Origin of the sequence: Modestobacter sp. VKM Ac-2979, from assembly GCF_026967995.1 — a bacterium.
Classification (GTDB): Bacteria; Actinomycetota; Actinomycetes; order Mycobacteriales; family Geodermatophilaceae; genus Modestobacter.
This window is the reverse complement of sequence record NZ_JAPVBO010000005.1, coordinates 106,380-127,969: the sequence shown is the minus strand read 5'-3', so window position 1 is coordinate 127,969 and position 21,590 is coordinate 106,380. Positions and strand designations below refer to the sequence as shown.

The 21,590-nt window shown below is 74.8% G+C and carries 21 protein-coding genes; 16 read left to right on the top strand and 5 right to left on the bottom strand.

Annotated elements, in window-relative coordinates; translation table 11 throughout:
• Nucleotides 1-34: 34 nt before the first annotated feature.
• The 13 genes from carA to O2W15_RS15385 all read left to right on the top strand — a co-directional run bounded on the left by carA (nt 35) and on the right by O2W15_RS15385 (nt 14,761).
• Entirely contained in the window at nt 35-1,195 is a 1,161-nt protein-coding gene (carA, locus tag O2W15_RS15445; protein WP_269180027.1) for a glutamine-hydrolyzing carbamoyl-phosphate synthase small subunit, read from the top strand.
• On the top strand, nt 1,195-4,509 hold the full coding sequence (carB, locus tag O2W15_RS15440) for a carbamoyl-phosphate synthase large subunit (RefSeq protein ID WP_269180026.1): 3,315 nt from the start codon (nt 1,195-1,197) through the stop codon (nt 4,507-4,509). The genes carA and carB overlap by 1 nt, the downstream gene beginning before the upstream one ends.
• Nucleotides 4,506-5,870, top strand: a complete 1,365-nt coding sequence (locus O2W15_RS15435) for a dihydroorotate oxidase (protein ID WP_269180025.1) — start codon at nt 4,506-4,508, stop codon at nt 5,868-5,870. Before carB ends, O2W15_RS15435 begins: the two co-directional genes overlap by 4 nt.
• Entirely contained in the window at nt 5,867-6,745 is an 879-nt protein-coding gene (gene pyrF, locus O2W15_RS15430; RefSeq protein ID WP_269180024.1) for an orotidine-5'-phosphate decarboxylase, read from the top strand. Before O2W15_RS15435 ends, pyrF begins: the two co-directional genes overlap by 4 nt.
• A complete protein-coding gene (locus tag O2W15_RS15425; RefSeq protein ID WP_269180023.1) occupies nt 6,742-7,056 on the top strand; it encodes a hypothetical protein in 315 nt (104 codons plus the stop codon). Before pyrF ends, O2W15_RS15425 begins: the two co-directional genes overlap by 4 nt.
• A 217-nt stretch (nt 7,057-7,273) precedes the next feature.
• On the top strand, nt 7,274-7,603 hold the full coding sequence (gene mihF / locus O2W15_RS15420) for an integration host factor, actinobacterial type (protein WP_269162307.1): 330 nt from the start codon (nt 7,274-7,276) through the stop codon (nt 7,601-7,603).
• Nucleotides 7,604-7,653: 50 nt separating this feature from the next.
• Nucleotides 7,654-8,229 (top strand): guanylate kinase, encoded by a 576-nt coding sequence (gene gmk / locus O2W15_RS15415; protein WP_036335032.1) that lies wholly within the window; start codon nt 7,654-7,656, stop codon nt 8,227-8,229.
• A gap of 83 nt (nt 8,230-8,312) precedes the next feature.
• Nucleotides 8,313-8,576 (top strand): DNA-directed RNA polymerase subunit omega, encoded by a 264-nt coding sequence (gene rpoZ, locus O2W15_RS15410; protein WP_269162309.1) that lies wholly within the window; start codon nt 8,313-8,315, stop codon nt 8,574-8,576.
• A gap of 114 nt (nt 8,577-8,690) precedes the next feature.
• Nucleotides 8,691-9,953, top strand: a complete 1,263-nt coding sequence (gene coaBC, locus O2W15_RS15405) for a bifunctional phosphopantothenoylcysteine decarboxylase/phosphopantothenate--cysteine ligase CoaBC (protein WP_269180022.1) — start codon at nt 8,691-8,693, stop codon at nt 9,951-9,953.
• A gap of 127 nt (nt 9,954-10,080) precedes the next feature.
• Complete coding sequence (gene metK / locus O2W15_RS15400) at nt 10,081-11,307, top strand: methionine adenosyltransferase (protein WP_164700409.1); 1,227 nt, start codon at nt 10,081-10,083, stop codon at nt 11,305-11,307.
• Nucleotides 11,304-13,301 carry a primosomal protein N' gene (locus O2W15_RS15395; RefSeq protein WP_269180272.1) on the top strand — a complete coding sequence of 666 codons (1,998 nt, stop codon included), beginning with the start codon at nt 11,304-11,306 and terminating at the stop codon, nt 13,299-13,301. The genes metK and O2W15_RS15395 overlap by 4 nt, the downstream gene beginning before the upstream one ends.
• Nucleotides 13,302-13,370: 69 nt before the next feature.
• Entirely contained in the window at nt 13,371-13,973 is a 603-nt protein-coding gene (locus tag O2W15_RS15390; RefSeq protein WP_269180021.1) for a winged helix-turn-helix domain-containing protein, read from the top strand.
• Nucleotides 13,970-14,761 (top strand): SRPBCC family protein, encoded by a 792-nt coding sequence (locus tag O2W15_RS15385; RefSeq protein ID WP_269180020.1) that lies wholly within the window; start codon nt 13,970-13,972, stop codon nt 14,759-14,761. Before O2W15_RS15390 ends, O2W15_RS15385 begins: the two co-directional genes overlap by 4 nt.
• Before the next feature lie 32 nt (nt 14,762-14,793).
• Here O2W15_RS15385 and O2W15_RS15380 read toward each other — a convergent pair whose 3' ends face one another.
• Nucleotides 14,794-15,288, bottom strand: a complete 495-nt coding sequence (locus O2W15_RS15380) for a hypothetical protein (RefSeq protein ID WP_269180019.1) — start codon at nt 15,286-15,288, stop codon at nt 14,794-14,796.
• 61 nt (nt 15,289-15,349) lie between these two features.
• On the opposite strand from O2W15_RS15380, the gene def reads away from it, so the two are divergent.
• From def to O2W15_RS15365, 3 genes are read left to right on the top strand one after another with little or no spacing between them, the layout of a single operon-like run.
• The gene (def, locus tag O2W15_RS15375; RefSeq protein ID WP_036335020.1) at nt 15,350-15,907 is read left to right on the top strand and encodes a peptide deformylase; all 558 of its coding nucleotides are present in this window, start codon (nt 15,350-15,352) and stop codon (nt 15,905-15,907) included.
• Nucleotides 15,832-16,845: a methionyl-tRNA formyltransferase gene (gene fmt, locus O2W15_RS15370; protein ID WP_269180018.1), complete on the top strand. Its 1,014-nt coding sequence runs from the start codon at nt 15,832-15,834 to the stop codon at nt 16,843-16,845. Before def ends, fmt begins: the two co-directional genes overlap by 76 nt.
• Entirely contained in the window at nt 16,842-18,257 is a 1,416-nt protein-coding gene (locus O2W15_RS15365; protein ID WP_269180017.1) for an RsmB/NOP family class I SAM-dependent RNA methyltransferase, read from the top strand. Before fmt ends, O2W15_RS15365 begins: the two co-directional genes overlap by 4 nt.
• A 3-nt stretch (nt 18,258-18,260) precedes the next feature.
• Here O2W15_RS15365 and O2W15_RS15360 read toward each other — a convergent pair whose 3' ends face one another.
• The 4 genes from O2W15_RS15360 to O2W15_RS15345 all read right to left on the bottom strand — a co-directional run bounded on the left by O2W15_RS15360 (nt 18,261) and on the right by O2W15_RS15345 (nt 21,311).
• The gene (locus O2W15_RS15360) at nt 18,261-18,803 is read right to left on the bottom strand and encodes a hypothetical protein (RefSeq protein WP_269180016.1); all 543 of its coding nucleotides are present in this window, start codon (nt 18,801-18,803) and stop codon (nt 18,261-18,263) included.
• Nucleotides 18,804-18,856: 53 nt separating this feature from the next.
• Nucleotides 18,857-19,210, bottom strand: coding sequence for a VOC family protein (locus O2W15_RS15355; RefSeq protein WP_269180015.1), 354 nt, complete (start codon nt 19,208-19,210; stop codon nt 18,857-18,859).
• A gap of 105 nt (nt 19,211-19,315) precedes the next feature.
• The gene (locus tag O2W15_RS15350) at nt 19,316-19,684 is read right to left on the bottom strand and encodes a hypothetical protein (RefSeq protein ID WP_269180014.1); all 369 of its coding nucleotides are present in this window, start codon (nt 19,682-19,684) and stop codon (nt 19,316-19,318) included.
• Nucleotides 19,685-19,832: 148 nt separating this feature from the next.
• A complete protein-coding gene (locus O2W15_RS15345; protein WP_269180013.1) occupies nt 19,833-21,311 on the bottom strand; it encodes an aldehyde dehydrogenase family protein in 1,479 nt (492 codons plus the stop codon).
• Between the last annotated feature and the right edge of the window lie 279 nt (nt 21,312-21,590).

Sequence of the window (21,590 nt, the reverse complement as noted above, 5' to 3'; positions counted from 1 at the left end):
CGAACGCGGCCGACGAGCGCAGCGAGGAGAACAAGTGAGTGACGCGATCCTCGTGCTCGAGGACGGCAGGACCTTCCACGGCGACGCCTACGGCGCGACCGGCACGACGGTCGGCGAGGCGGTGTTCTCCACCGGGATGACCGGCTACCAGGAGACGCTGACCGACCCCAGCTACGCCGGCCAGATCATCACCATGACGGCGCCGCACGTCGGCAACACCGGCGTCAACGGCGAGGACGACGAGAGCCGCCGCATGTGGGTCGCCGGCTTCGTCGTCCGCGACCCCGCCCGGCGCCCGGCGAACTGGCGGGCCACCGGCAGCCTGGACGACGAGCTGGTCGCCCAGGGCGTGGTGGGGATCAGCGGCATCGACACCCGCGCACTGACCCGCCACCTGCGCGACCGCGGGGCGATGCGCGCCGGGATCAGCACGGAGCTGGGCGCGGACGAGCTGCTGGCCCGGGTGACCGAGAGCCCGAGCATGACCGGCGCGGACCTGGCGCCGAGCGTCAGCGCCAGCGAGCCCTACGTCGTCCCGGCGGTGGGGGAGAAGCGGTTCACCATCGCCGCCCTCGACCTGGGCATCAAGACCGCCACCCCGCGGTACCTGGCCGAGCTCGGTGTCGAGACGCACGTGCTGCCCGCGACCGCGACCGCCGAGCAGCTGCTCGAGCACGGGGTGGACGGCGTGTTCGTCTCCAACGGCCCCGGCGACCCGGCGGCCGCCGACTACGCGGTCGCTGCGGTGCGCGGGGTGCTCGAGGCCCGCCGTCCGCTGTTCGGCATCTGCTTCGGCAACCAGATCCTCGGCCGCGCGCTGGGCCTGGGCACCTACAAGCTGCGCTTCGGGCACCGCGGGCTGAACCAGCCGGTGCTGGACCGGGTCAGCGGCACGGTGCGGGTCACCAGCCACAACCACGGCTTCGCCGTCGACGCCCCGCTGGACCGGCCGACCGACACCCCGTTCGGGCCGGTCGAGGTCAGCCACGTCGGGCTCAACGACCAGGTGGTCGAGGGCCTGCGGCTGCTGGAGACCCCGGCGTTCAGCGTGCAGTTCCACCCGGAGGCCGCGGCCGGGCCGCACGACGCCAACCCGCTGTTCGGCCGGTTCGTCGACCTGATGGCCGCGTCCAAGGAAGGCAGCGCTGTGACGCCTGCGCCCATCGTCGGGACGAGCACGGGGGAGAAGGCCTGATGCCCAAGCGGACAGACCTGCAGCACGTGCTGGTGATCGGCTCGGGGCCGATCGTCATCGGTCAGGCCAGCGAGTTCGACTACTCGGGCACCCAGGCCTGCCGGGTGCTCAAGGCCGAGGGGCTGCGGGTCAGCCTGGTCAACAGCAACCCGGCGACGATCATGACCGACCCCGAGGTCGCCGACGCCACCTACGTGGAGCCGCTGACCCCGGAGTTCGTCGAGCGGGTGATCGCCAAGGAGCGCCCCGACGCGCTGCTGGCCACCCTGGGCGGCCAGACGGCGCTGAACCTCGCCATCGGGCTGTACGAGAACGGGGTGCTGGAGAAGTACGGCGTCCAGCTCATCGGCGCCGACGTCGACGCGATCAACCGCGGCGAGGACCGGCAGAAGTTCAAGGACATCGTGCGGTCCATCGGCGCCGACGCCCCGCGCTCCACGGTCTGCGGGACCGTCGAGGAGGCGCTGGCCACCGCGGCCGAGGTCGGCTACCCGGTGGTCATCCGGCCCAGCTTCACCATGGGCGGGCTGGGCTCGGGCATCGCCACCGATGAGCCGATGCTGCGCCGGATGGCTGGCCACGGGCTCGCCGACTCACCCGTGCACACCGTGCTGATCGAGGAGTCGGTGCTGGGCTGGAAGGAGTTCGAGCTCGAGCTGATGCGCGACCGCAGCGACAACGTGGTGGTCATCTGCTCGATCGAGAACATCGACGCGATGGGCGTGCACACCGGTGACTCGGTGACCGTCGCCCCGGCGATGACGCTCACCGACCGCGAGTACCAGCAGATGCGCGACGTCGGCATCGCCGTCCTGCGCGAGGTCGGCGTGGACACCGGCGGCTGCAACATCCAGTTCGCCGTGCACCCGGAGACCGGGCGCCTGGTCGTGATCGAGATGAACCCGCGGGTGTCGCGGTCCAGTGCCCTGGCGTCGAAGGCCACCGGTTTCCCGATCGCCAAGATCGCCGCGAAGCTGGCCATCGGCTACACCCTCGACGAGATCACCAACGACATCACCGGGGTCACCCCGGCGTCGTTCGAGCCGTCGCTGGACTACGTCGTGGTGAAGATCCCGCGCTTCGCCTTCGAGAAGTTCCCCGGGGCCGACCCGCGGCTGACCACGACGATGAAGAGCGTCGGCGAGGTCATGGCGATGGGCCGCAACTTCACCGAGGCGCTCGGCAAGGCGATGCGCTCGACGGAGACCTCGGCGGCCGGGTTCTGGACCGACGCCGCCCAGCCCGCGGACGCCGCGGCACTGGTGGAGCAGCTGCGCACTCCCGTCGACGGCCGGCTGTACACCGCCCAGCGGGCCCTGGCCGCGGGCGCCACCGTCGAGCAGGTGTCCGAGGCCAGCGGCTTCGACACCTGGTTCGTCGACCAGATCGCCCTGGTCAACGAGATCGGCGAGGAGGTCCGGGAGGCGCCGTCGCTGACCCCGGAGCTGCTGCGCCGGGCCAAGCGGCACGGTCTGTCCGACCGCCAGGTGGCCGTGCTGCGGCCGGAGCTGGCGGGGGAGGACGGCGTCCGCACGCTGCGCTGGCGGCTGGGCATCCGGCCGGTCTACAAGACCGTGGACACCTGCGCCGCCGAGTTCGCCGCCCGGACGCCGTACCACTACTCCTCCTACGACTCCGAGACCGAGGTGGAGCCGCGGGAGAGGCCGGCGGTGCTGATCCTCGGGTCGGGGCCGAACCGGATCGGGCAGGGCGTGGAGTTCGACTACTCCTGCGTGCACGCGGTGATGGCCCTGCAGGACGCCGGCTACGAGGCGGTGATGGTCAACTGCAACCCGGAGACCGTCTCCACCGACTACGACACCGCCGACCGGCTGTACTTCGAGCCGCTCACCTTTGAGGACGTCCTGGAGGTCGTGGAGGCCGAGCGCGCCGCCGGCCCGGTCGCCGGGGTCATCTGCACCCTGGGCGGGCAGACCCCGCTGGGCCTGGCGCAGCGGCTCAAGGACGCCGGCGTCCCGGTGCTGGGCACGTCCCCGGAGTCGATCGACGCGGCCGAGGACCGCGGCGAGTTCTCCCGGGTGCTGTCCGACACCGGCCTGCTCGCGCCCAAGCACGGCATGGCGACGACGTCGGCCGAGGCGGTGGCGATCGCGGCCTCCATCGGCTACCCGGTGCTGGTGCGGCCCTCCTACGTGCTCGGCGGGCGCGGGATGGAGATCGTCTACGAGGACGCCATGCTGGAGGCCTACATCACCAAGGCCACCGACGTGAGCGCCGACCACCCGGTGCTGGTCGACCGGTTCCTCGAGGACGCCGTGGAGATCGACGTCGATGCGCTCTACGACGGCACCGACCTGTACCTGGGCGGGGTCATGGAGCACATCGAGGAGGCCGGGATCCACTCCGGCGACTCGGCGTGCGCCCTGCCGCCGATCACCCTGGGCGGGGAGGACCTGCACACCATCCGGCGGGCCACCGAGGCGCTGGCCGCCCGGATCGGTGTGCGCGGGCTGATGAACGTGCAGTACGCGCTGAAGGACGACGTCCTCTACGTGCTGGAGGCCAACCCGCGCGCCAGCCGGACCGTGCCGTTCGTGTCGAAGGTGACCGCGGTGCAGCTGGCCAAGGCCGCGGCCCGGATCGCGGTCGGCCAGACGATCGCCCAGCTGCGCACCGAGGGCGTGCTGCCGGCCACCGGGGACGGCACCGACCTGCCGGTCGACGGCCCGATCGCGGTGAAGGAGGCGGTGCTGCCCTTCCACCGGTTCCGCACCATCGAGGGCCACGGGGTGGACACCGTGCTCGGGCCGGAGATGAAGTCGACCGGTGAGGTGATGGGCATCGACGCGGAGTTCGGAACCGCGTTCGCCAAGTCCCAGGCGGCCGCCTACGGCGACCTGCCGACCGGGGGCACGGTGTTCGTGTCGCTGGCCAACCGGGACAAGCGCTCGGCGGTCTTCCCGGTGAAGCGGCTGGCCGACCTCGGGTTCCGGGTGCTGGCCACCGTCGGCACCGCCCAGGTGCTCCGCCGCAACGGCGTCTCCTGCGAGGTGGTGGGGAAGTTCTCGCAGGGGCCGGGCAACATCGTCGAGCGGATCCTGGCGGGCGAGATCGACCTGGTGGTCAACACCCCGTTCGGCACGCCGGGCAACAGCGGCCCGCGGCTGGACGGGTACGAGATCCGCGCCGCCGCGGTGAGCGCCGGCATCCCGTGCATCACCACCGTGCAGGGCATGGCGGCCACCGTGCAGGGCGTCGAGTCGCTCCGCCGGGGCGACATCGGGGTGCGCAGCCTGCAGGACCTGCACGAGTCGCTGGCCGCCGCCCAGGCGGCAGCCGGGACCACGGCGTGAGAGGGGGCGGGGGCGCGACCGCTGCGGCCGAGCTGGGCCGGGAGGCGCGCGCGGCCGGGCTGACCGGCCCGGTGCTCCGGGCCCTGCACACCGCCGCCGTCGCCCGCCTGGACGGCGCTCCCGCCCCCGAACCGGTCTGGCTCACCGAGCTGACGACCGCACTCGACCGGGACGGGCTGGACGCCGGCGACCTGCCCGCGCTGGTCCGGCTGCTGGCCACCACGGGGCAACACCGGCTGCTGGCCCGCTCGGGGGTGCAGTTCCCGGCGTACGCCCTCACCGACGACGTGGCGGCTGCGCGCGTCGGGCCGCCGGGGCCACGGCTGCCGGTCCGCCCGCGGGCCGCCGGCAGCTGGCAGGTGCTCGGCCGGCGGACCGGGTTCCCGATCGGCGTGCCCGCCTGCCCGATGACCGGCACCGCCGCCTGGGTGCAGTACCTGGCCGGCAACGGCTTCAACCTGCTCACCTACAAGACCGTCCGCAGCCGGGCGCACGCGGCCAACGAGTTCCCCAACTGGGCGTTCGTCCCCGGGGTGCGCGAACCGTTCGCGCTGGACGGACCGCCGCCGGTGGTCACCGCCGAGCCGTCGGACTGGGTGCCGCCCGGCGACCCGGCGGTGACCAGTGCGAACTCCTTCGGGGTGCCGTCGCCGGACCCGGCGGTCTGGACCGAGGACGTCGCCGCCGCCGTCCGCTGCCTGGCCGACGACCAGCTGCTGCTGGTCAGCGTGCTGGGTGAGGACGCCGGCGAGGGCCCGCCGCAGCTGCAGGCGATTGCCGAGGACTTCGCGCGCACGGCACGCCTGGCCGAGTCCGCCGGCGCCCCGGTGGTCGAGCTCAACCTGTCCTGCCCCAACGCACTGGACGCAGCACGGGGCGGGGTGCAGCCGCCGATCTGCCTGGACGCCGAGCTGACCACCGCGATCGTCGAGACCACCCGGCGCGCGCTGTCCAGCAGCACCGGGCTGGTCGCCAAGCTCTCCTGGCTGGACGGACCCGCCCTGGCCCGGCTGCTGCCGCGGATCGCGCCGCACCTGGACGGGGTGGCCGCGATCAACACGGTGCAGTGCACGGTGCAGCGCGCCGACGGCCGGCCCACCTTCCCGGGCCGGCCACTGGCCGGGGTCTCCGGCCGGGCGGTGCGCGACCTCGCCCTGGACTTCACCGCCCGGCTGCTGGACCTGCGGGCGGCCGGCGGCTTCGACTTCGACGTCCTGGCGATGGGCGGGGTGACCGACCCGGCGAGCTGCGCGGCGCTGCTGGAGCTCGGCGCGGCCGGCGTGCAGACCGCCACCGGCGCCTTCGCCGACCCGTTCCTCGCCCGGGCGTGCATCACCGAGCTCGCCGGGGCAGCGGCGTGAGCGGCACCTTCGGCGAGCGGCTGGCCGACGCCGTCGCCGCGCGCGGCCCGCTGTGCGTCGGCATCGACCCGCACGTGCCGCTGCTGGAGCGCTGGGGGCTGCCGGACAGCCCCGACGGGCTGGCCCGGTTCACCGACGCCGTCGTGGACGCGCTGGCCGGGCACGTCGCGGTGCTCAAACCGCAGCTGGCCTTCTACGAGCGGCACGGCTCCCGCGGGCTGGCCGTGCTCGAGGACGCCGTCGCCCGGGCCCGGGCGGAGGGGGCGCTGGTGCTGCTGGACGCCAAGCGCGGCGACATCGGCTCCACGATGGACGCCTACGCCGACTACCTGCGCCCCGAGCACCCGCTCGCCGTCGACGCCCTGACCGTCAGCCCGTTCCTGGGCCCGGGTTCCCTGCAGCCGGCCGTGGACACCGCCCGCCTGCACGGCGGCGGGCTGTTCGTGCTGGCCCGCACCTCGAACCCGGACGCCGGCACGCTGCAACACGCGCTGGTGGGGGAGCGGACCGCCGCCCAGGTCGTCATCGACACCGTGCGCGGCTGGAACACCCCGGGGTGGGTGGTGGGCGATCCGCTGCCCGACATCGCCGCGGTGCGCGACCTGGCGGGCCGGTGGGGCCCGACCACGGGCTCGTTCGGCGTCGTCGTGGGCGCCACCCTGGCCGACCTGGACGTCGACCTCGACGGGCTCGGTGGGCCGGTGCTCGCCCCGGGCCTGGGCGCCCAGGGCGGGTCGGTCGCCGACCTGCGCCGGTTGTTCGGGACCGGGCGCGCCGTCGTCCCCACCGTCTCCCGCGACGTGCTGCAGGCCGGGCCGGACGCCGCCGCGCTGCGGGCCGCCGCCGACCGCTGGACGGCAGAGCTCACCGCGTGAGACGCGCGGCGCCCCGGCTGGTGCTGGCCCTCGGGGCGGTGCTGTGCGCGCTGGGCGTCGCGCTGTTCTGGCGGGCCAACCGGCCGGGGCCACCGGCCGACGGCGGCTGGGCCGCCTACACGCCCCTGCCGGCGGAGACGGCGTACCAGAGTCGGCTGACCCTCTCCTTCGACGACGACCGCTGGGCGGTGCTCTGGACCGCCGGCCACGTCGTCGGTGCCGTGCTGGTCGTGGCCGGGCTGCTGGTGCTGTCCGGCCTGGCCGGGTGGCTGCTGGGGCGGCGGCGGGCCGGCCGACGACGCGCCGCCTGACCAGCGGTGACGGCACGGTTACTGCACCGTCCGGTCCGATCGCGTGTCCGTGCAGCACACCGGCCCGGCGCAGATGACACGGGGTCCAGGATGACCAGCGGGTTCGAGGTGACTAGGTTGGCGCCCAGGCTCATACCGAGGGCCGCCGTCCAGGCACACTCCACACCGAACGACACCGCCGGTCGCAGCGCCGGCACGAACACGATTGGGTTGCTCCGTGCCCCTTCCCGAACTGACCCCCGAACAGCGCGCGGCTGCCCTGGAGAAGGCCGCCGCGGCCCGCAAGGCCCGTGCCGAACTGCGTGAGCGGCTGAAGACCAAGGGCGCGACGGTCGGAGACGTCCTCAAGCAGGGCGAGACCGACGAGGTCATCGGCAAGATGCGCGTCTCCGCGGTGCTCGAGTCCCTCCCCGGGGTCGGCAAGGCGCGTGCTGCCAAGATCATGGAGCGCCTCGAGATCTCCCCGACCCGTCGCGTCCGTGGTCTCGGCGCCAACCAGCGCAAGGCGCTGGAGGCCGAGTTCGCCGGCGAGGTCGTCGAGCCCTGAGCACGTCCCTGTCCCGACCGACGCAGACCCCCAGCCCGAGGACGCCGAGCGTGGCCCGCACCCCTGCCCGCCTGACGGTCCTCTCGGGTCCCTCCGGGGTGGGGAAGGGCACGGTCGTCGCCGAGGTCCGGCGCCGGCACCCGGAGGTCTGGGTGTCGGTGTCGGTCACCACGCGTGCCCCGCGCCCCGGCGAGGTGGACGGCGAGCACTACTGGTTCGTCGACGCCGAGTACTTCGACTGGCTGATCGAGCACGACGGCCTGCTCGAGTGGGCCGAGTACGCGGGCAACCGCTACGGCACCCCGGTCGCGCCGGTGCAGGAGCAGCTGGCCTCCGGGGCCCCGGCGCTGCTGGAGATCGAACTGCAGGGCGCCCGGCAGGTGCGCGAGCGCGCGCCCGAGGCGCAACTGGTCTTCCTGGCCCCGCCGTCCTGGGCGGAACTGGTCAGCCGGCTGGCCGGCCGGGGCACCGAGCACCCCGAGGTGCAGTCCCGCCGGCTGGCGCTCGCCCAGGCCGAACTGGACGCCTCCGGGGAGTTCGACGTGGTCGTCGTGAACGACGACGTGGCCAGGGCAGCGGACGAGTTGGTAGGCTTGCTGACTGCGTCTCCGCCCGCTGGTCCCTGACCGCGGCCGAGGGCGCACCCGAGGCGACCGAGCGGAGCCATCCGCCGCCCGCCCGCACACCGAGTTGAGGAGCACGCCCGCCCGTGTCCGGAGTCGCACCTGCCCCTGAGGGCATCACCAACCCGCCGATCGACGAGCTGCTCGAGCGGACCACCAGCAAGTACGGGCTGGTCATCTACGCCGCCAAGCGCGCGCGTCAGATCAACGCCTACTACAGCCAGCTCTCCGAGGGCCTGCTGGAGTACGTCGGCCCGCTGGTCGACACCGCGCCCCAGGAGAAGCCGCTCTCCATCGCGCTCCGCGAGATCAACGACGGCCTGCTGGCCCACACCGCCGGCGAGAACTAGGAGGACCCCCGCCGCTCGCGGCGGGAGCCTGCGAGGGGGCCGAACGGCCCCCGAACTGATGAGGGAGCCCCCGGCTGGTGCCGGGGGCTTCTTCGTGTGTGGAGGATGGACCTCATGAGCCAGATCGTCCTGGGCGTGGGTGGCGGCGTCGCGGCCTACAAGTCCGCGCTGCTGCTGCGCGCCCTCACCGAGTCCGGCCACGACGTCCGGGTGGTGCCCACGGCCTCCGCGCTGCGCTTCGTCGGTGCCGCGACGTTCGAGGCGCTCAGCGGGAACCCGGTGTCCACCGAGGTCTGGGACGACGTGCCGGAGGTCGCCCACGTCCGGATCGGGCAGACCGCCGACCTGGTCCTGGTCAACCCGGCCACCGCAGACCTGCTGGCTCGGGCAGCGGCCGGCCGGGCCGACGACCTGCTCACCGCGACGCTGCTCACCGCGCACTGCCCGGTCGTCTTCGTGCCGGCCATGCACACCGAGATGTGGCTGCACCCGGCCACCCAGGACAACGTCGCGACGCTGCGCCGCCGCGGAGCCGTCGTGCTGCCCCCCGCGGTGGGGCGGCTCACCGGCCCGGACTCCGGCCCCGGACGGCTGCCCGAGCCGGCCGACGTCGCCGCGCTGGCCGAGCTGGTGCTGTCCGCCGGTGCCGGCGCGCTCGCCCCGGACCTCAGCGGACGCCGGGTCGTGATCAGCGCCGGTGGCACCCGGGAGCCGCTGGACCCGGTGCGGTTCCTGGGCAACCGCTCGTCCGGGCTGCAGGGCTGGGCGCTGGCCCGGGTCGCCGCCGCCCGGGGCGCCGAGGTGGTGCTGGTCGCGGCCAACGTCGAACTGCCGGCCCCCTTCGGGGTGCGGCAGGTCCCGGTCGAGACCGCCGAGGAGCTGCGGCTCGCGATGCACACGGAGTCCTCCGGACGGCAGCACGCCGAGTCGTCCGGTGGGGAGACGGGGCGCCCGGCCGACGTCGTCGTCATGGCCGCCGCTGTCGCCGACTTCCGGCCCACCACGGTCGCCGGCAGCAAGCTGAAGAAGGGCGGGGCCACCGAGCCCAGCTCGCTGGAGCTGGTCCGCAACCCCGACGTCCTGGTCGAGCTCGTGGGCGCCCGGCCGGCCGGTCAGCTCGTCGTCGGTTTCGCCGCGGAGACCGGCGACGCCGAGGGCGACGTGCTGACCCACGCCCGCGCCAAGCTGGCCCGCAAGGGCGTCGACCTGCTGGTGGTCAACGACGTCTCCGCCGGCCGGGTCTTCGGCCGGTCGGAGAACGAGGTGACGGTGCTGGCCGCCGACGGGACGGCGACCGCCGTGCCGGCCGGTCGCAAGGACGCGGTCGCCGCCGCGATCTGGGACGTGGTGGCCGGCCGGGTCGCCCCGCAGCCGTGAACCCACCGCCTCACCGAACGGGCGTCAGCTCCCGCCGGTAGCCTCAGCCGTCGGGCCGACCACTGTCGTGGTGCAGCCCCGCCGACCGCGAACAACGCGCTCGGCAGCCGACTGCAGGGAGAACCGAGTGCCACGCCGTCTCTTCACGTCCGAGTCGGTGACCGAGGGCCACCCCGACAAGATCGCCGACCAGATCAGCGACTCGATCCTGGACGCGATGCTCGCGCAGGACCCGCGCAGCCGCGTCGCCGTCGAGACCCTCATCACCACCGGCCAGGTGCACATCGCCGGTGAGGTCACCACCTCTGGCTACGTCGACATCGCCGACATCGTGCGCAAGACGATCCTCGGCATCGGCTACGACTCCTCCCGCAAGGGCTTCGACGGCGCCTCCTGCGGCGTCAGCGTCTCCATCGGCGCCCAGTCCCCGGACATCGCCCAGGGCGTGGACACCGGCTACGAGGCGCGCAAGGCCGAGCTGAGCGCAGCCGAGCACCGGGCCGCGGTGGCCGACGACCTGATCGAGCGGCAGGGGGCCGGCGACCAGGGGCTGATGTTCGGGTTCGCCACCGACGAGACGCCCGAGCTGATGCCGCTGCCGATCGCGCTGGCGCACCGGCTGTCCCGGCGGCTGTCGGCCGTCCGCAAGGACGGGTCGGTGCCCTACCTGCGTCCCGACGGCAAGACCCAGGTCACCGTGGTCTACGAGGACGACCGCCCGGTCGCCGTGGACACCGTGGTGGTCTCCTCCCAGCACGCCGAGGACATCTCCATCGACACGCTGCTGGCCCCCGACGTCCAGGAGCTGGTGGTCGAGCCCGCGCTGCGCGAGCTGGGCCTGCCGACCACCGGCTACCGGCTGCTGGTGAACCCGACCGGCAAGTTCGTCATCGGTGGCCCGATGGGCGACGCCGGGCTGACCGGCCGCAAGATCATCGTCGACACCTACGGCGGCATGGCCCGGCACGGCGGCGGCGCCTTCTCCGGCAAGGACCCCTCGAAGGTCGACCGGTCCGGCGCCTACGCGATGCGCTGGGTGGCCAAGAACGTCGTCGCCGCCGGGCTGGCCCGCCGCTGCGAGGTGCAGGTCGCCTACGCGATCGGTGCTGCGCACCCGGTCGGCCTCTTCGTCGAGACCTTCGGCACCAACACGGTGCCGGAGGAGGCGCTGGAGAAGGCGATCACCTCGGTGTTCGACCTGCGGCCCGGTGCGATCGTGCGGGACCTGGACCTGCTGCGGCCGATCTACGCCCCGACGGCGGCCTACGGCCACTTCGGGCGCACCGACGTCGAGCTGCCCTGGGAGCGACTGGACCGCGTCGACGCGCTGAAGTCGGCGGTGGGCGTCTCCTGAGCACGGCACGGCCGTTCGACGACGACCCGGGCACCCGCACACAGCGGGTCGCCCGGGTCGTCGTCGATGTGCCGTTGGCACACCTGGACCGGCCCTTCGACTACGCCGTCCCCGACGAGCTCGCCGAGCAGGTGGTGGCCGGCTGCCGGGTCCGGGTGCGGTTCGCCGGCAAGCTGGTGGACGGCGTCGTCCTGGAGCTGGCCGGCGACACCGACCACACCGGCAAGCTGGCCCCGCTGGCCAAGGTGGTCTCCGCCGAGCCGGTGCTCACCCCCGAGGTCGCCGAGTTGGCCCGCTCGGTCGCCGACCGCTACGCCGGGTCGCTCACCGACGTGCTGCGGCTGGCGCTGCCACCGCGCCGCGGCGCCCCGGAGAAGCGGCCCCGGCTCGACCCGCCGCCCCCGCCGGAGGCCCCCGACCCGGCGGGCTTCGCCCGCTACCCGACCGGGCCGCAGCTGCTGACCGCGGTGGCCGAGGGGCGGGCGGCCCGCGCGGTGTGGACGGCGCTGCCCGGGGAGGACTGGCCGACCCGGCTGGCCGAGCTGGCGCAGGCCGCGCTGTCGGGCGGACGCGGCGCGCTCGTCGTCGTCCCCGACGGCAAGGACCTGGACCGGCTGGCCGCCGCGGCCGAGCGGCTGCTGCCGGCCGGTTCGGTCGCGGTGCTGCGCGCCGACTCCTCGCCGGACACCCGCTACGGGCGCTTCCTCGCCGCCTCCCGCGGCACCGCCCAGGTGGTGCTCGGCACCCGCGGCTCGGTGCTCGCGCCGGTGCGTGAGCTGGGCCTCGTGGCGATCTGGGACGACGGCGACGACCTGCACGCCGAGCCGCGGGCGCCCTACCCGCACGCCCGCGACGTGCTGGTGCACCGGGCGCACCTGGCCTCCTGCGCGGCCGTGGTCGCCGGTACGGCGCGCACCGCGGAGGCGGCGCTGCTGGTGGAGTCCGGGTGGGCGCACGAGCTGATCGCCGACCGGGCCACCCTGCGGGCCGCCGCGCCGCGGGTGGAGGCCCTCGGCAGCGACTTCGAGCTGGCCCGGGACCCGGCCGCGCGCTCGGCCCGGTTGCCCACGCTCGGCTTCACCGTGGCCCGGCGCGCGCTGGCCGACGGCACCCCCGTGCTGATCCAGGTGCCGCGCTCCGGGTACGTGCCCTCGCTGGTCTGCGACCGCTGCCGGGCGCCGGCCCGCTGCGCGCACTGCGCCGGCCCGCTGGGGATCGCACCGGCGCCCGGGCCGAACGGGGTGCGGATCGCGGCCTGCCGGTGGTGCGCCCGCCCGGCGGCGACCTTCGACTGCCCGCACTGTCACGGCACCAAGCTGCGGGCCGCCGTCATCGGCGCCTCCCGCACGGCGGAGGAGCTGGGCCGGGCGTTCCCCGGCGCGGCCGTGCGGGTCTCCGGCCGCAGCTCCGGCGTGCTGGCGGAGGTCTCCGGTGACCCGGCGATCGTGGTGGCCACGCCGGGGGCGGAGCCGGTGGCCGAGGGCGGCTACGGCGCGGCGCTGCTGCTGGACTCCTGGGCGCTGCTGGGCCGGGCCGACCTGCGGGCGGGGGAGGAGACGCTGCGCCGCTGGATGAACGCCGCCGGGCTGGTACGGGCCGGTGGCCAGGTGGTGGTCGCCGCCGACGCCGCGCACCCGGTCGTGCAGGCGCTGGTGCGCTGGGACCCGGCCGGGCTGGCCACCCGGGAGCTGGCCGACCGCCGGGAGCTCGGCTTCCCGCCGGTCACCCGGATGGCCTCGCTGTCGGCGTCACCGGCGGCGCTGGCGGACTTCCTGGCGGCGCTGCGGCTGCCCGAGGGCGCCGACGTCCTCGGACCGGTCCCCGAGCCCCCACGGCCGGGGCAGGTGGGCGAACGGGAGCGCTACCTGGTCCGGGTGCGGCGCAGCGACGGGGCGGCCCTGGCGCGGGCGCTGCACGACGTCCAGGGGGTGCGCAGCGCCAAGAAGGTCGCCGAGCACGTCCGCGTGCAGCTGGACCCGCTCGAGCTGGCCTAGGCGCCTCCTCGTTCGTGGCAGCTCGCAGCAGGCCTTGACAACTTTTCTTGTCAGGAGCACGGTGACGTCATGCAGGACGTCGAGGTCATCGAGGACGCGGAGGCGGCGGCCGCCGCGCTGGACCCGGTCCGGGCCCAGCTGCTCGGCGAGCTGGCCGTCCCGGCCTCCGCCGCCGGGCTCGCCGCCCGGGTCGGCATCGCGCGCCAGAAGGTCAACTACCACCTCAGGGCGCTGGAGGCGCACGGCCTGGTGAGGCTGGCCGAGGAGCGCCGGCACGGGGGCATCACCGAACGGGTGCTGCAGGCGTCGGCGGCGTCGTACGTCGTGTCGCCGGCGGCCGTCAGCGCGTCCGCGGCCGATCCGGACGCCAACGCCGACCACCTGTCGGCGGGCTACCTCGTCGCGCTGGCCGGCCGGCTGGTGCGCGAGGTCGGCGCCCTGGCGCGCCGGGCCGGTGCGTCCGGCACGCGCCTGCCGACGCTGACCATCGACACGGAGATCGGCTTCCGGTCGGCCGCCGACCGGGCTGCCTTCGCCGACGACCTGACCGCGGCGGTGCTCGACCTGGCCGCTCGGTACCACCACGACGACGGGCGCCCGCACCGGCTCGTCGTCGCCGCCCATCCCGTTCCCGAGGAGAGAACCCACCCCGTTCCCGAGGAGAGAACATGAGCACGACCACGGACGTCCCGTACCGCCTGGAGTTCAGCGTCGAGGTCCCGGGCGCGCCAGAACAGGTCTGGCAGGCCATCGCGACCGCCCGGGGCATGAGCGCCTGGTTCCTGCCGACCGAGCTGGAGGAGCGCGAGGGCGGCACCCTGCACTTCTCCATGGGCCCCGAGATGGGCTCGGACGGCCGGGTCACCGGCTGGGACCCGCCGCGCCGGATCGCCTACGAAGAGGACTGGGCCGCCCTCATGGGCAAGGACCCGGATGCGCTGAGCCCGCTGACGTCGGAGTTCCTCGTCGAGGCGCAGTCCGGCGGCACCTGCGTCGTGCGGGTCACCAGCAGCGGCTTCGGGACCGGCGCCGCCTGGGAGTCGGAGTGGTGGGACGACATGGGCTCGAGCTGGCGGCCCTTCTTCGACAACCTGCGCCTCTACCTGGCGCACTTCCCCGGCCAGGAGGCCACGCAGCTGGAGGCCAGCGCCTCCCACCCCGGCGACGCGGGAGCGCTCTGGTCGACCGTGCGCGACGCGCTCGGCCTGGGTGAGGTAGGCGCGACGGTCGAGGTGCGCGGCGCCACCGGCACGGTCGAGCGGGTCGGCGAGCGGCAGGCGCTGGTCCGGCTCACCGCACCGGTTCCCGGGATGCTCAGCGTCTTCACGTACGGCGAGGGCGACGGCACGGCGATGGCGGGCGTGCGGGCGTACCTGTTCTCCGCCGACGCCGCGGACCACGTGCGGCGCGAGCAACCGGCCTGGCAGGCCTGGCTGCAGGAGCTCTCCGTCCCGGCCTGATCTCCTGCACCTGCTGCCCGGGCCGTCCGGCGTCAGTCGATCGGCTGGTCCAGCAGCTGCGCCAGCTCGGCGTCCAGCTGGGCGGCGGCCATGTCCTCGATGGCGCGCTCGGTGGCCCGGCGCCAGCGCACCGGGAGCGTCGTGGCGGCGGTGCCCACGCCGACCACGATCCCGACCAGCAGGTGCGGGCGCGGGTGGCCGCGAAGGCGCAGCGCCCGGACGGCCGGGCGGTGCACGGCCGTCGCCGCCAGCCCCCAGCCGGCCGTCGCGAGCGCCTGGTGGCGGGTCACCGCCTGATCGGCGGGGGACGCCGACTCGACCGGCATGCCCTGGAAGGTGCGCCGCAGCGAGGGCAGGTCGTGGGCCACCGTGTCGGCGGCGACCGCGACCAGCAGCGCCAGGTACACCCGTGCCCGGGCCGCGGACCGAGGCGGCAGGTCGAGGGCCGCCTCGGCACCGCCGACCGTCAGGCCGTCGACGAGGGTGCTGATCACGGCGTGGACGCGGTGCGAGGCGAGTGAGGCCATTGCAGCACCGTAACCAGATCACCCTGCGGGCGCCGCTGCGCACGGCACCTAGGATCGTCGGGTGAGCGTCACCCCGATCCGGATCATGGGCGACCCGGTGCTCCGCACCCCGGCCGCCCCCGTCGTCGACTTCGACGCCGAACTGCGTCAGCTCGTCGCCGACCTGACCGACACCATGCACGCGGCCGGCGGCGCCGGCATCGCGGCGCCGCAGATCGGCGTCGGCCTGCGCGTGTTCACCTGGTACGTCGACGGCGAGGTCGGCCACCTGGTCAACCCCGACGTGACGCCGGTGGGCGAGGAGACCGAGGAGGACGCCGAGGGCTGCCTGTCCATCCCCGGCTTCCGGTTCGACTGCCGCCGGCACCTCTACGTCGCCGCCACGGGCTGGGACATGCACGGCGAGCCGATCCGGGTGGAGGGCTCGCACAAGCTGGCGCGGGCCATCCAGCACGAGACCGACCACCTCGACGGCGTGCTCTTCGTCGACCGGCTCGACGCCGAGGCCCGCGCCGCCGCCCTCGACGTGCTGCAGGGCGCGGAGTGGCAGGGTGCGCAGGCCTGGCTGCCCGACGGGTCGCCGGTGCCGGCACCCGTGGTGAAGGTGAGCCCCCACTGAGGCTCCTGTTCGCCGGTACCCCGGCGCCGGCCGTCGTCGCCCTCGACGCGCTGCTGGACTCCGCCCACGAGGTCGTCGCCGTCCTCACCCGGCCCGACGCACCGTCCGGCCGCGGCCGGCGCACCAGCCGGTCGCCGGTCGCCGAGCGCGCCGACGCCGCCGGCATCCCGGTGCTGCAGCCCCGCTCGCCGCGGGAGCCGGAGTTCCTGTCCGAGCTCGCCGACCTCGCCGTCGACTGCGCCCCGGTCGTCGCCTACGGCGCCCTGGTGCCGCCGGCGGCCCTGCAGGTCCCGCGGCACGGCTGGGTGAACCTGCACTTCTCGCTGCTGCCCGCCTGGCGCGGTGCGGCACCGGTGCAGCACGCGATCATGGCCGGTGACGAGGTCACCGGCGCGGCCACCTTCCAGCTGGAGGCCGGCCTGGACACCGGCCCGGTCCTCGGCGTCGTCACCGAGCCGATCGGGGCCACCGACACCGCCGGTGACCTGCTGGACCGGCTGGCGGTCAGCGGTGCCCGGCTGCTGGTAGCGACGCTGGACGGCATCGCCGACGGCTCGCTGCGGCCCGAGCCCCAGCCGGCCGAGGGGGTCAGCCTGGCGCCGCGGATCGAGACCGCGGACGCCCAGGTCGACTGGACCCTGCCGGCCCACGTCGTCGACCGGCGGGTGCGCGGTGTGACACCGGCCCCGGGCGCCTGGACGACGTGGCGGGGGAACCGGCTGCGGCTGGCGCCGGTCGAGCCGCTGTCCTCGTCGCTGGCGCTCGAACCCGGGGAGCTGTCGATCGGGTCGACCGGTGTGCTGGTGGGCGCCGGGCGCGGCGCCGTCCGGCTGTCGTCGGTGCAACCGGCCGGCAAGAAGATGCTCCCGGCGGCCGACTGGGCGCGCGGTGCGCGCCTGGAACCGGGCGAGCGACTCGGTGAGCAGGTGGGCGCATGACCGGCCCGGAGAAGCGGGCCGGCCACAAGCGGCGCAACGACCCCGGCACCGGCAACCAGCGGCCCCAGTCCCGGCGGCACCGGCCGATGCTGGACGGGGCCCGGCTGACCGCCTACGACGTGCTCGACGGCGTCTCCAGCCGGGCGGCCTACGCCAACCTGCTGCTGCCCCAGCTGCTGCGCGAGCGGCAGCTGGAGCCCCGGGACGCCGCCTTCGCCACCCAGCTGGCCTACGGCACGCTGCGCGCCACCGGCACCCTGGACGCCGTCCTGACCACGCTGGTGTCCCGGCCGCTGGCCGAGCTCGACCCCAAGGTGCTGGACCTGCTGCGGCTGGGCGCCTACCAGCTGATCGACCTGCGGGTGCCGGCGCACGCCGCGGTCGACACCACCGTCGCCCTCACCCGGGCGATCGTCGGCACCGGTGCCTCCGGGCTGGTCAACGCGGTGCTGCGCAAGGTCGCCGCCGGCGGTGACCGGGCCGCCTGGGTCGCCACCCTCGCCCCGGCCGACGACGACGAACGGCTGACCCTCACCACCGACCACCCGCGCTGGATCGTCGAGGCGTGGCGCGAGGCGCTGGCCGACGACGCCGAGGTGGAGGCCGCGCTGCTCGCCGACGACGCCGCACCCGAGGTGCACCTGGTCGCCCGGCACATCGACCGGGACGAGCTGGCCGCCGACTCCGGTGGGGAGCCCGGGCCGTGGTCGCCGCACGCCGTCCGGCTGCACGGCGGTGACCCCGGGAAGCTGGCCGCGATCCGCTCCGGTGCGGCCGCGGTGCAGGACGAGGGCAGCCAGCTGGCCACCCTCGCCCTGGTCCGGGCGCCACTGGAGGGCCCGGACGCGCGCTGGCTGGACATGTGCGCCGGCCCGGGCGGCAAGGCGGGGCTGCTGGCCGCCGTCCGGCCGGCCGGGGTCCACCTGACCGCTGCCGACCGCAGCGAGCACCGCGCCGAGCTGGTGCGCGGCGCCCTGTCCGGTGCCGACGACGTCGAGGTCCTGGTCGCCGACGGCACGGCGCCGAGCTGGCCGGCCGGGTCGTTCGACCGGGTCCTGCTGGACGCACCGTGCACCGGTCTCGGCGCGCTGCGCCGCCGGCCGGAGGTGCGCTGGCGCCGGACGGCTGCCGACGTCGAGCCGCTGGCCGAGCTGCAGCGGCAGCTGCTGGACAGCGCACTCGCCTCGGTGCGGCCCGGGGGAGTGGTCGCCTACGTGACCTGCTCCCCGCACGCCGCCGAGACCGTCGCCGTGGTCGACGCGGTCGCCGGCCGGGACGACGTCGAGGTGCTCCCCGTGGCCCCGCTGTTCCCCGAGGTGCCCGGCATCGAGCGCGGCGAGCACGCCCAGCTGTGGCCGCACCGGCACGGCACCGACGCGATGTTCATGGCCCTGCTCCGCCGCACCCGCTGACGGTCAGGCCGGCGGGTCGGCGAGCCAGCGGCGGGCCTCGGCCAGGCTCCGCTCGTGCAGCCAGAGCTGGACGCCGGAGGCCACCAGCGCCACGCCGGCGACCACCGCCAGCTGCGGCCTGGGCGGGTCGGCGACCAGCGGTACGACGACGCAGGCGGCGAGCACCACCGGCACGGTGAACCAGACGGCGCGGACCACGCCGGCCCGGCGGAGCCGCTGCTGGGCCCGGGCCCGGACCGCGTCGGCGCGGGTCCAGCCGACCAGCCGGTGGTGGCGCAGCGCGAAGTCGACCCGGGCGCCGTCGATGCGGGCTGCCCGGTCGCCCCAGTGCCAGCTGGCGGTCCGGATCAGCACCGCCAGCACGAGGAACCCCCAGGAGACGACGGCCGGAGCCTCTCCGCCGCCGAGCACGAGGAAGGCGTAGAGCGCGGCGAACACCAGGACGACGGCCTCGACGACGAGCCGGCGCCGGTGGTCCCAGCTGTGCAGGTCGGCCTCGCCCTGCCGGATCGCGGCGTCGTCCGCTGCGCTGCGCTCCCTGGCCACCGGCGCACGGTAGCGGGTGGCCGGCGCTGCCCGACCTGCGCCGAGCCCGAGGTTCAGTAGACGACCCGGAAGCCGCCGATCAGCGTCACCACGTTGTCGTCCGGGTCGGTGACCGACGCCAGCAGCACGCCCTTGCTCGCCGTCTGCACCTCACCCGGCGAGAGCCCCCGGCTCCGCAGCTGGTCGAGGTGGACAGCCAGGTCGTCGACCGCGAGGTTGAGCAGCGCCCGGCCGGCACGGTCGGCGTCCACGTGCACCTGGACCCAGCCGGTATCGGTGACCCGCCACTCCGCGAGGGTCGGCATCGGCCGGTTGTCGGCAGCGCGCCCGAACAGGCGCTCGTACCAGGCCGCGGCGGCCTCCAGGTCGGTGACCGCGACGACGGCGAGCAGGTGTGCGACGGCCATCGGTGCTCCTCTGCTGGGTGACGGGAGAGAGGACCGCCGGCGTACCCAGGAGTCATCGCCTGGCGGTCGGCGTCCCCGCGGGAACGCGTCCACCGCACGGACCGGTCAGCCGGCGCCCCTCCGGGTCAGCTGCTCGTGCCGCTGCTGGGCCTCCTGCGCACCGTCCAGGCCCAGCCGGTCCGCGATCTGTGCCCAGGTCAGCCCCTCACCGCGGGCCATGGTCAGCAGGCCGAGTTCGAGGTCGTCGGTCTCCGCGCGCAGCAGCGGGAGCAGGCTGAGCGCGGCGACCAGGTCCTCGCCCTGCACCGAGGGCTCGGCGTCGTCGGTGTAGGCGAGGCTGCCACCGGCCAGGCCGGCCACCAGCCGGACCGCCTCGTGCGGGCTGAGGGTGTACGGGTTCAGCAGCCGCGTCCGCGCCTCCGGAGTGGCCGCGTACCGCTCGTGGAGGCGGACCAGCGCGGCGTACGGGTTCACCGGCGGCTGGCAGCGGGCGTCGCGCCGGACCGGTCGGGGTGCAGGGACATGTGGTCAGCGTGGAGCGCCGGCCGGCCGGTGGGCAACGGGATTCCCCGTCCCCGGCCGGCGTTCCCGCGGGAACGCCGGCCGGGGACGCGGGAACGGCTCAGAAGGGGAACTGGCGCTTCGTGTGCTGGACGCTCACCCAGTGGTCGGTGGTGAACTCCTCGATCGCCCAGTCGCCACCGAACCGGCCCAGCCCCGAGTCCTTCTCCCCGCCGAACGCGGTGTTGTTCTCGTCGTTGAGGGGGGAGTCGTTGACGTGGGTCATCCCGGCCTCCACCCGCAGCGCGAACTGCACCCCGCGCAGGGTGTCCTCGGTGAACACGGCGCTGGAGAGGCCGTACTCGGTGTCGTTGGCGATCGCCAGGGCGTCGTCCTCGTCCCGGGCCCGGATGATCGTCGCGACCGGCCCCAACATCTCGGTGCGGGCGCTGGTCACCTCGTTGCTGCCGAGCAGCACGTGCGGGGGCAGCACCGACCCGATGGGGCCGGTCGGGTCGCCGCCGAGCAGCTGCTGGGCGCCGTCGGCGATCGACTGGGCGACCTTCTCCTGGATGCCCTCGAGCTGCTTGGCGTTGATGATCGGGCCGATCACCGTGTCCTCCTCGGCCGGGTCGCCGGCCTTGAGCCCGCGCACCCGCTCGACGTAGCGCTCCACGAACTCGTCGTGCACGGCGTCGTCCACGATGATCCGGTTGGTGATCATGCAGACCTGGCCCTGGTGGAAGAACTTGCCGAACACGGCGGCGTCCACCGCATAGCCGACGTCGGCGTCGTCCAGCACCACCAGCGGGCCGTTGCCGCCGAGCTCCAGCGAGAGCTTCTTCAGCCCGGCCTTCTCCGCGATCCCCTTGCCCACCGGGGTGGAGCCGGTGAAGGAGACCACCCGCGGCGTCGGGTGGGCGACGATCGCGTCGCCGATGTCGCTGCCCGAGCCGATCAGCACCGACAGCAGCCCCTCGGGCAGCCCGGCCTCCTCGTAGACCTTGGCCAGCAGCAGCCCACCGGTCACCGGGGTGTCGCCGGCGGGCTTGAGGACGACGGCGTTGCCGGTCGCCAGCGCAGGTGCCACCGAGCGGTTGGACAGGTGCATCGGCACGTTCCACGGGCTGATGACCGCGACCACGCCGACCGGACGCCGGTAGACGCGGCTCTCCTTGCCCTCGATGTCGGCGGGCAGGATCCGGCCCTCGACGCGGTAGGGGTAGGACGACGCCTCGTGGAAGTCCCGCAGCGTGATGGCGTACTCGAACGCGGCGGCGGGGGCGGCAGCACCGCTCTCCTTGATGTGCCAGTCGACGATCTCGTCCTTGCGGTCCTCCATGATCCGGGCGGCGCGGCGCATCACGTCGGCGCGCTCGCTGGGCAGTCGGGCGGCCCAGTCCCGCTGGGCCTCCTTCGCCCGGGCGTAGGCCTCGTCGAGGTCGTCGGCGTTGGCGAGCGGGATCTCGGTCAGGGTCTCGCCGGTGTAGGGGTTGGTGTCGGTCGCGGTCTTCCCGGCCCGGCCGGCGCGCCAGGTGCCGGCGATCGGCATCCGGTCGAAGCCGTCGTAGCGGGCAGGTGCTGAGTTGTCCGATGCCATGCCGGAACGCCTACCCGGACGTGCACAACGGACACGTCGGCGGCTGGCCTGTCGAGTGCTGGGCTGTCGACGTCTCCGGCCCGGGCCAGACGTCGAGGAGTCGGCGGTCGACGCGCTGCTGGTCCGGCGAGGCCGACGAGCACCCGGGTCCGTCGGCGGCTGCCTCAGCTGGGCACATCGCCGGTCGGACGGCCGTCCGAGTTGCCGGTCCGCTGATCACGGGGAGACTGCCCAGTAGCCGCAGCGTCGCGGTCGTCGGCGGCAGCACGTCCTCCGGCG

Bases quoted from the DNA above. Each gene is read 5' to 3' on its own strand.
- carB (WP_269180026.1), top strand. From the start codon at position 1,195: ATGCCCAAGCGGACAGACCTGCAGCACGTGCTGGTGATCGGCTCGGGG.
- coaBC (WP_269180022.1), top strand. From the start codon at position 8,691: ATGAGCCAGATCGTCCTGGGCGTGGGTGGCGGCGTCGCGGCCTACAAG.
- O2W15_RS15390 (WP_269180021.1), top strand. From the start codon at position 13,371: ATGCAGGACGTCGAGGTCATCGAGGACGCGGAGGCGGCGGCCGCCGCG.
- O2W15_RS15385 (WP_269180020.1), top strand. From the start codon at position 13,970: ATGAGCACGACCACGGACGTCCCGTACCGCCTGGAGTTCAGCGTCGAG.
- O2W15_RS15380 (WP_269180019.1), bottom strand. From the start codon at position 15,288: ATGGCCTCACTCGCCTCGCACCGCGTCCACGCCGTGATCAGCACCCTC.
- O2W15_RS15365 (WP_269180017.1), top strand. From the start codon at position 16,842: ATGACCGGCCCGGAGAAGCGGGCCGGCCACAAGCGGCGCAACGACCCC.
- O2W15_RS15355 (WP_269180015.1), bottom strand. From the start codon at position 19,210: ATGGCCGTCGCACACCTGCTCGCCGTCGTCGCGGTCACCGACCTGGAG.
- O2W15_RS15345 (WP_269180013.1), bottom strand. From the start codon at position 21,311: ATGGCATCGGACAACTCAGCACCTGCCCGCTACGACGGCTTCGACCGG.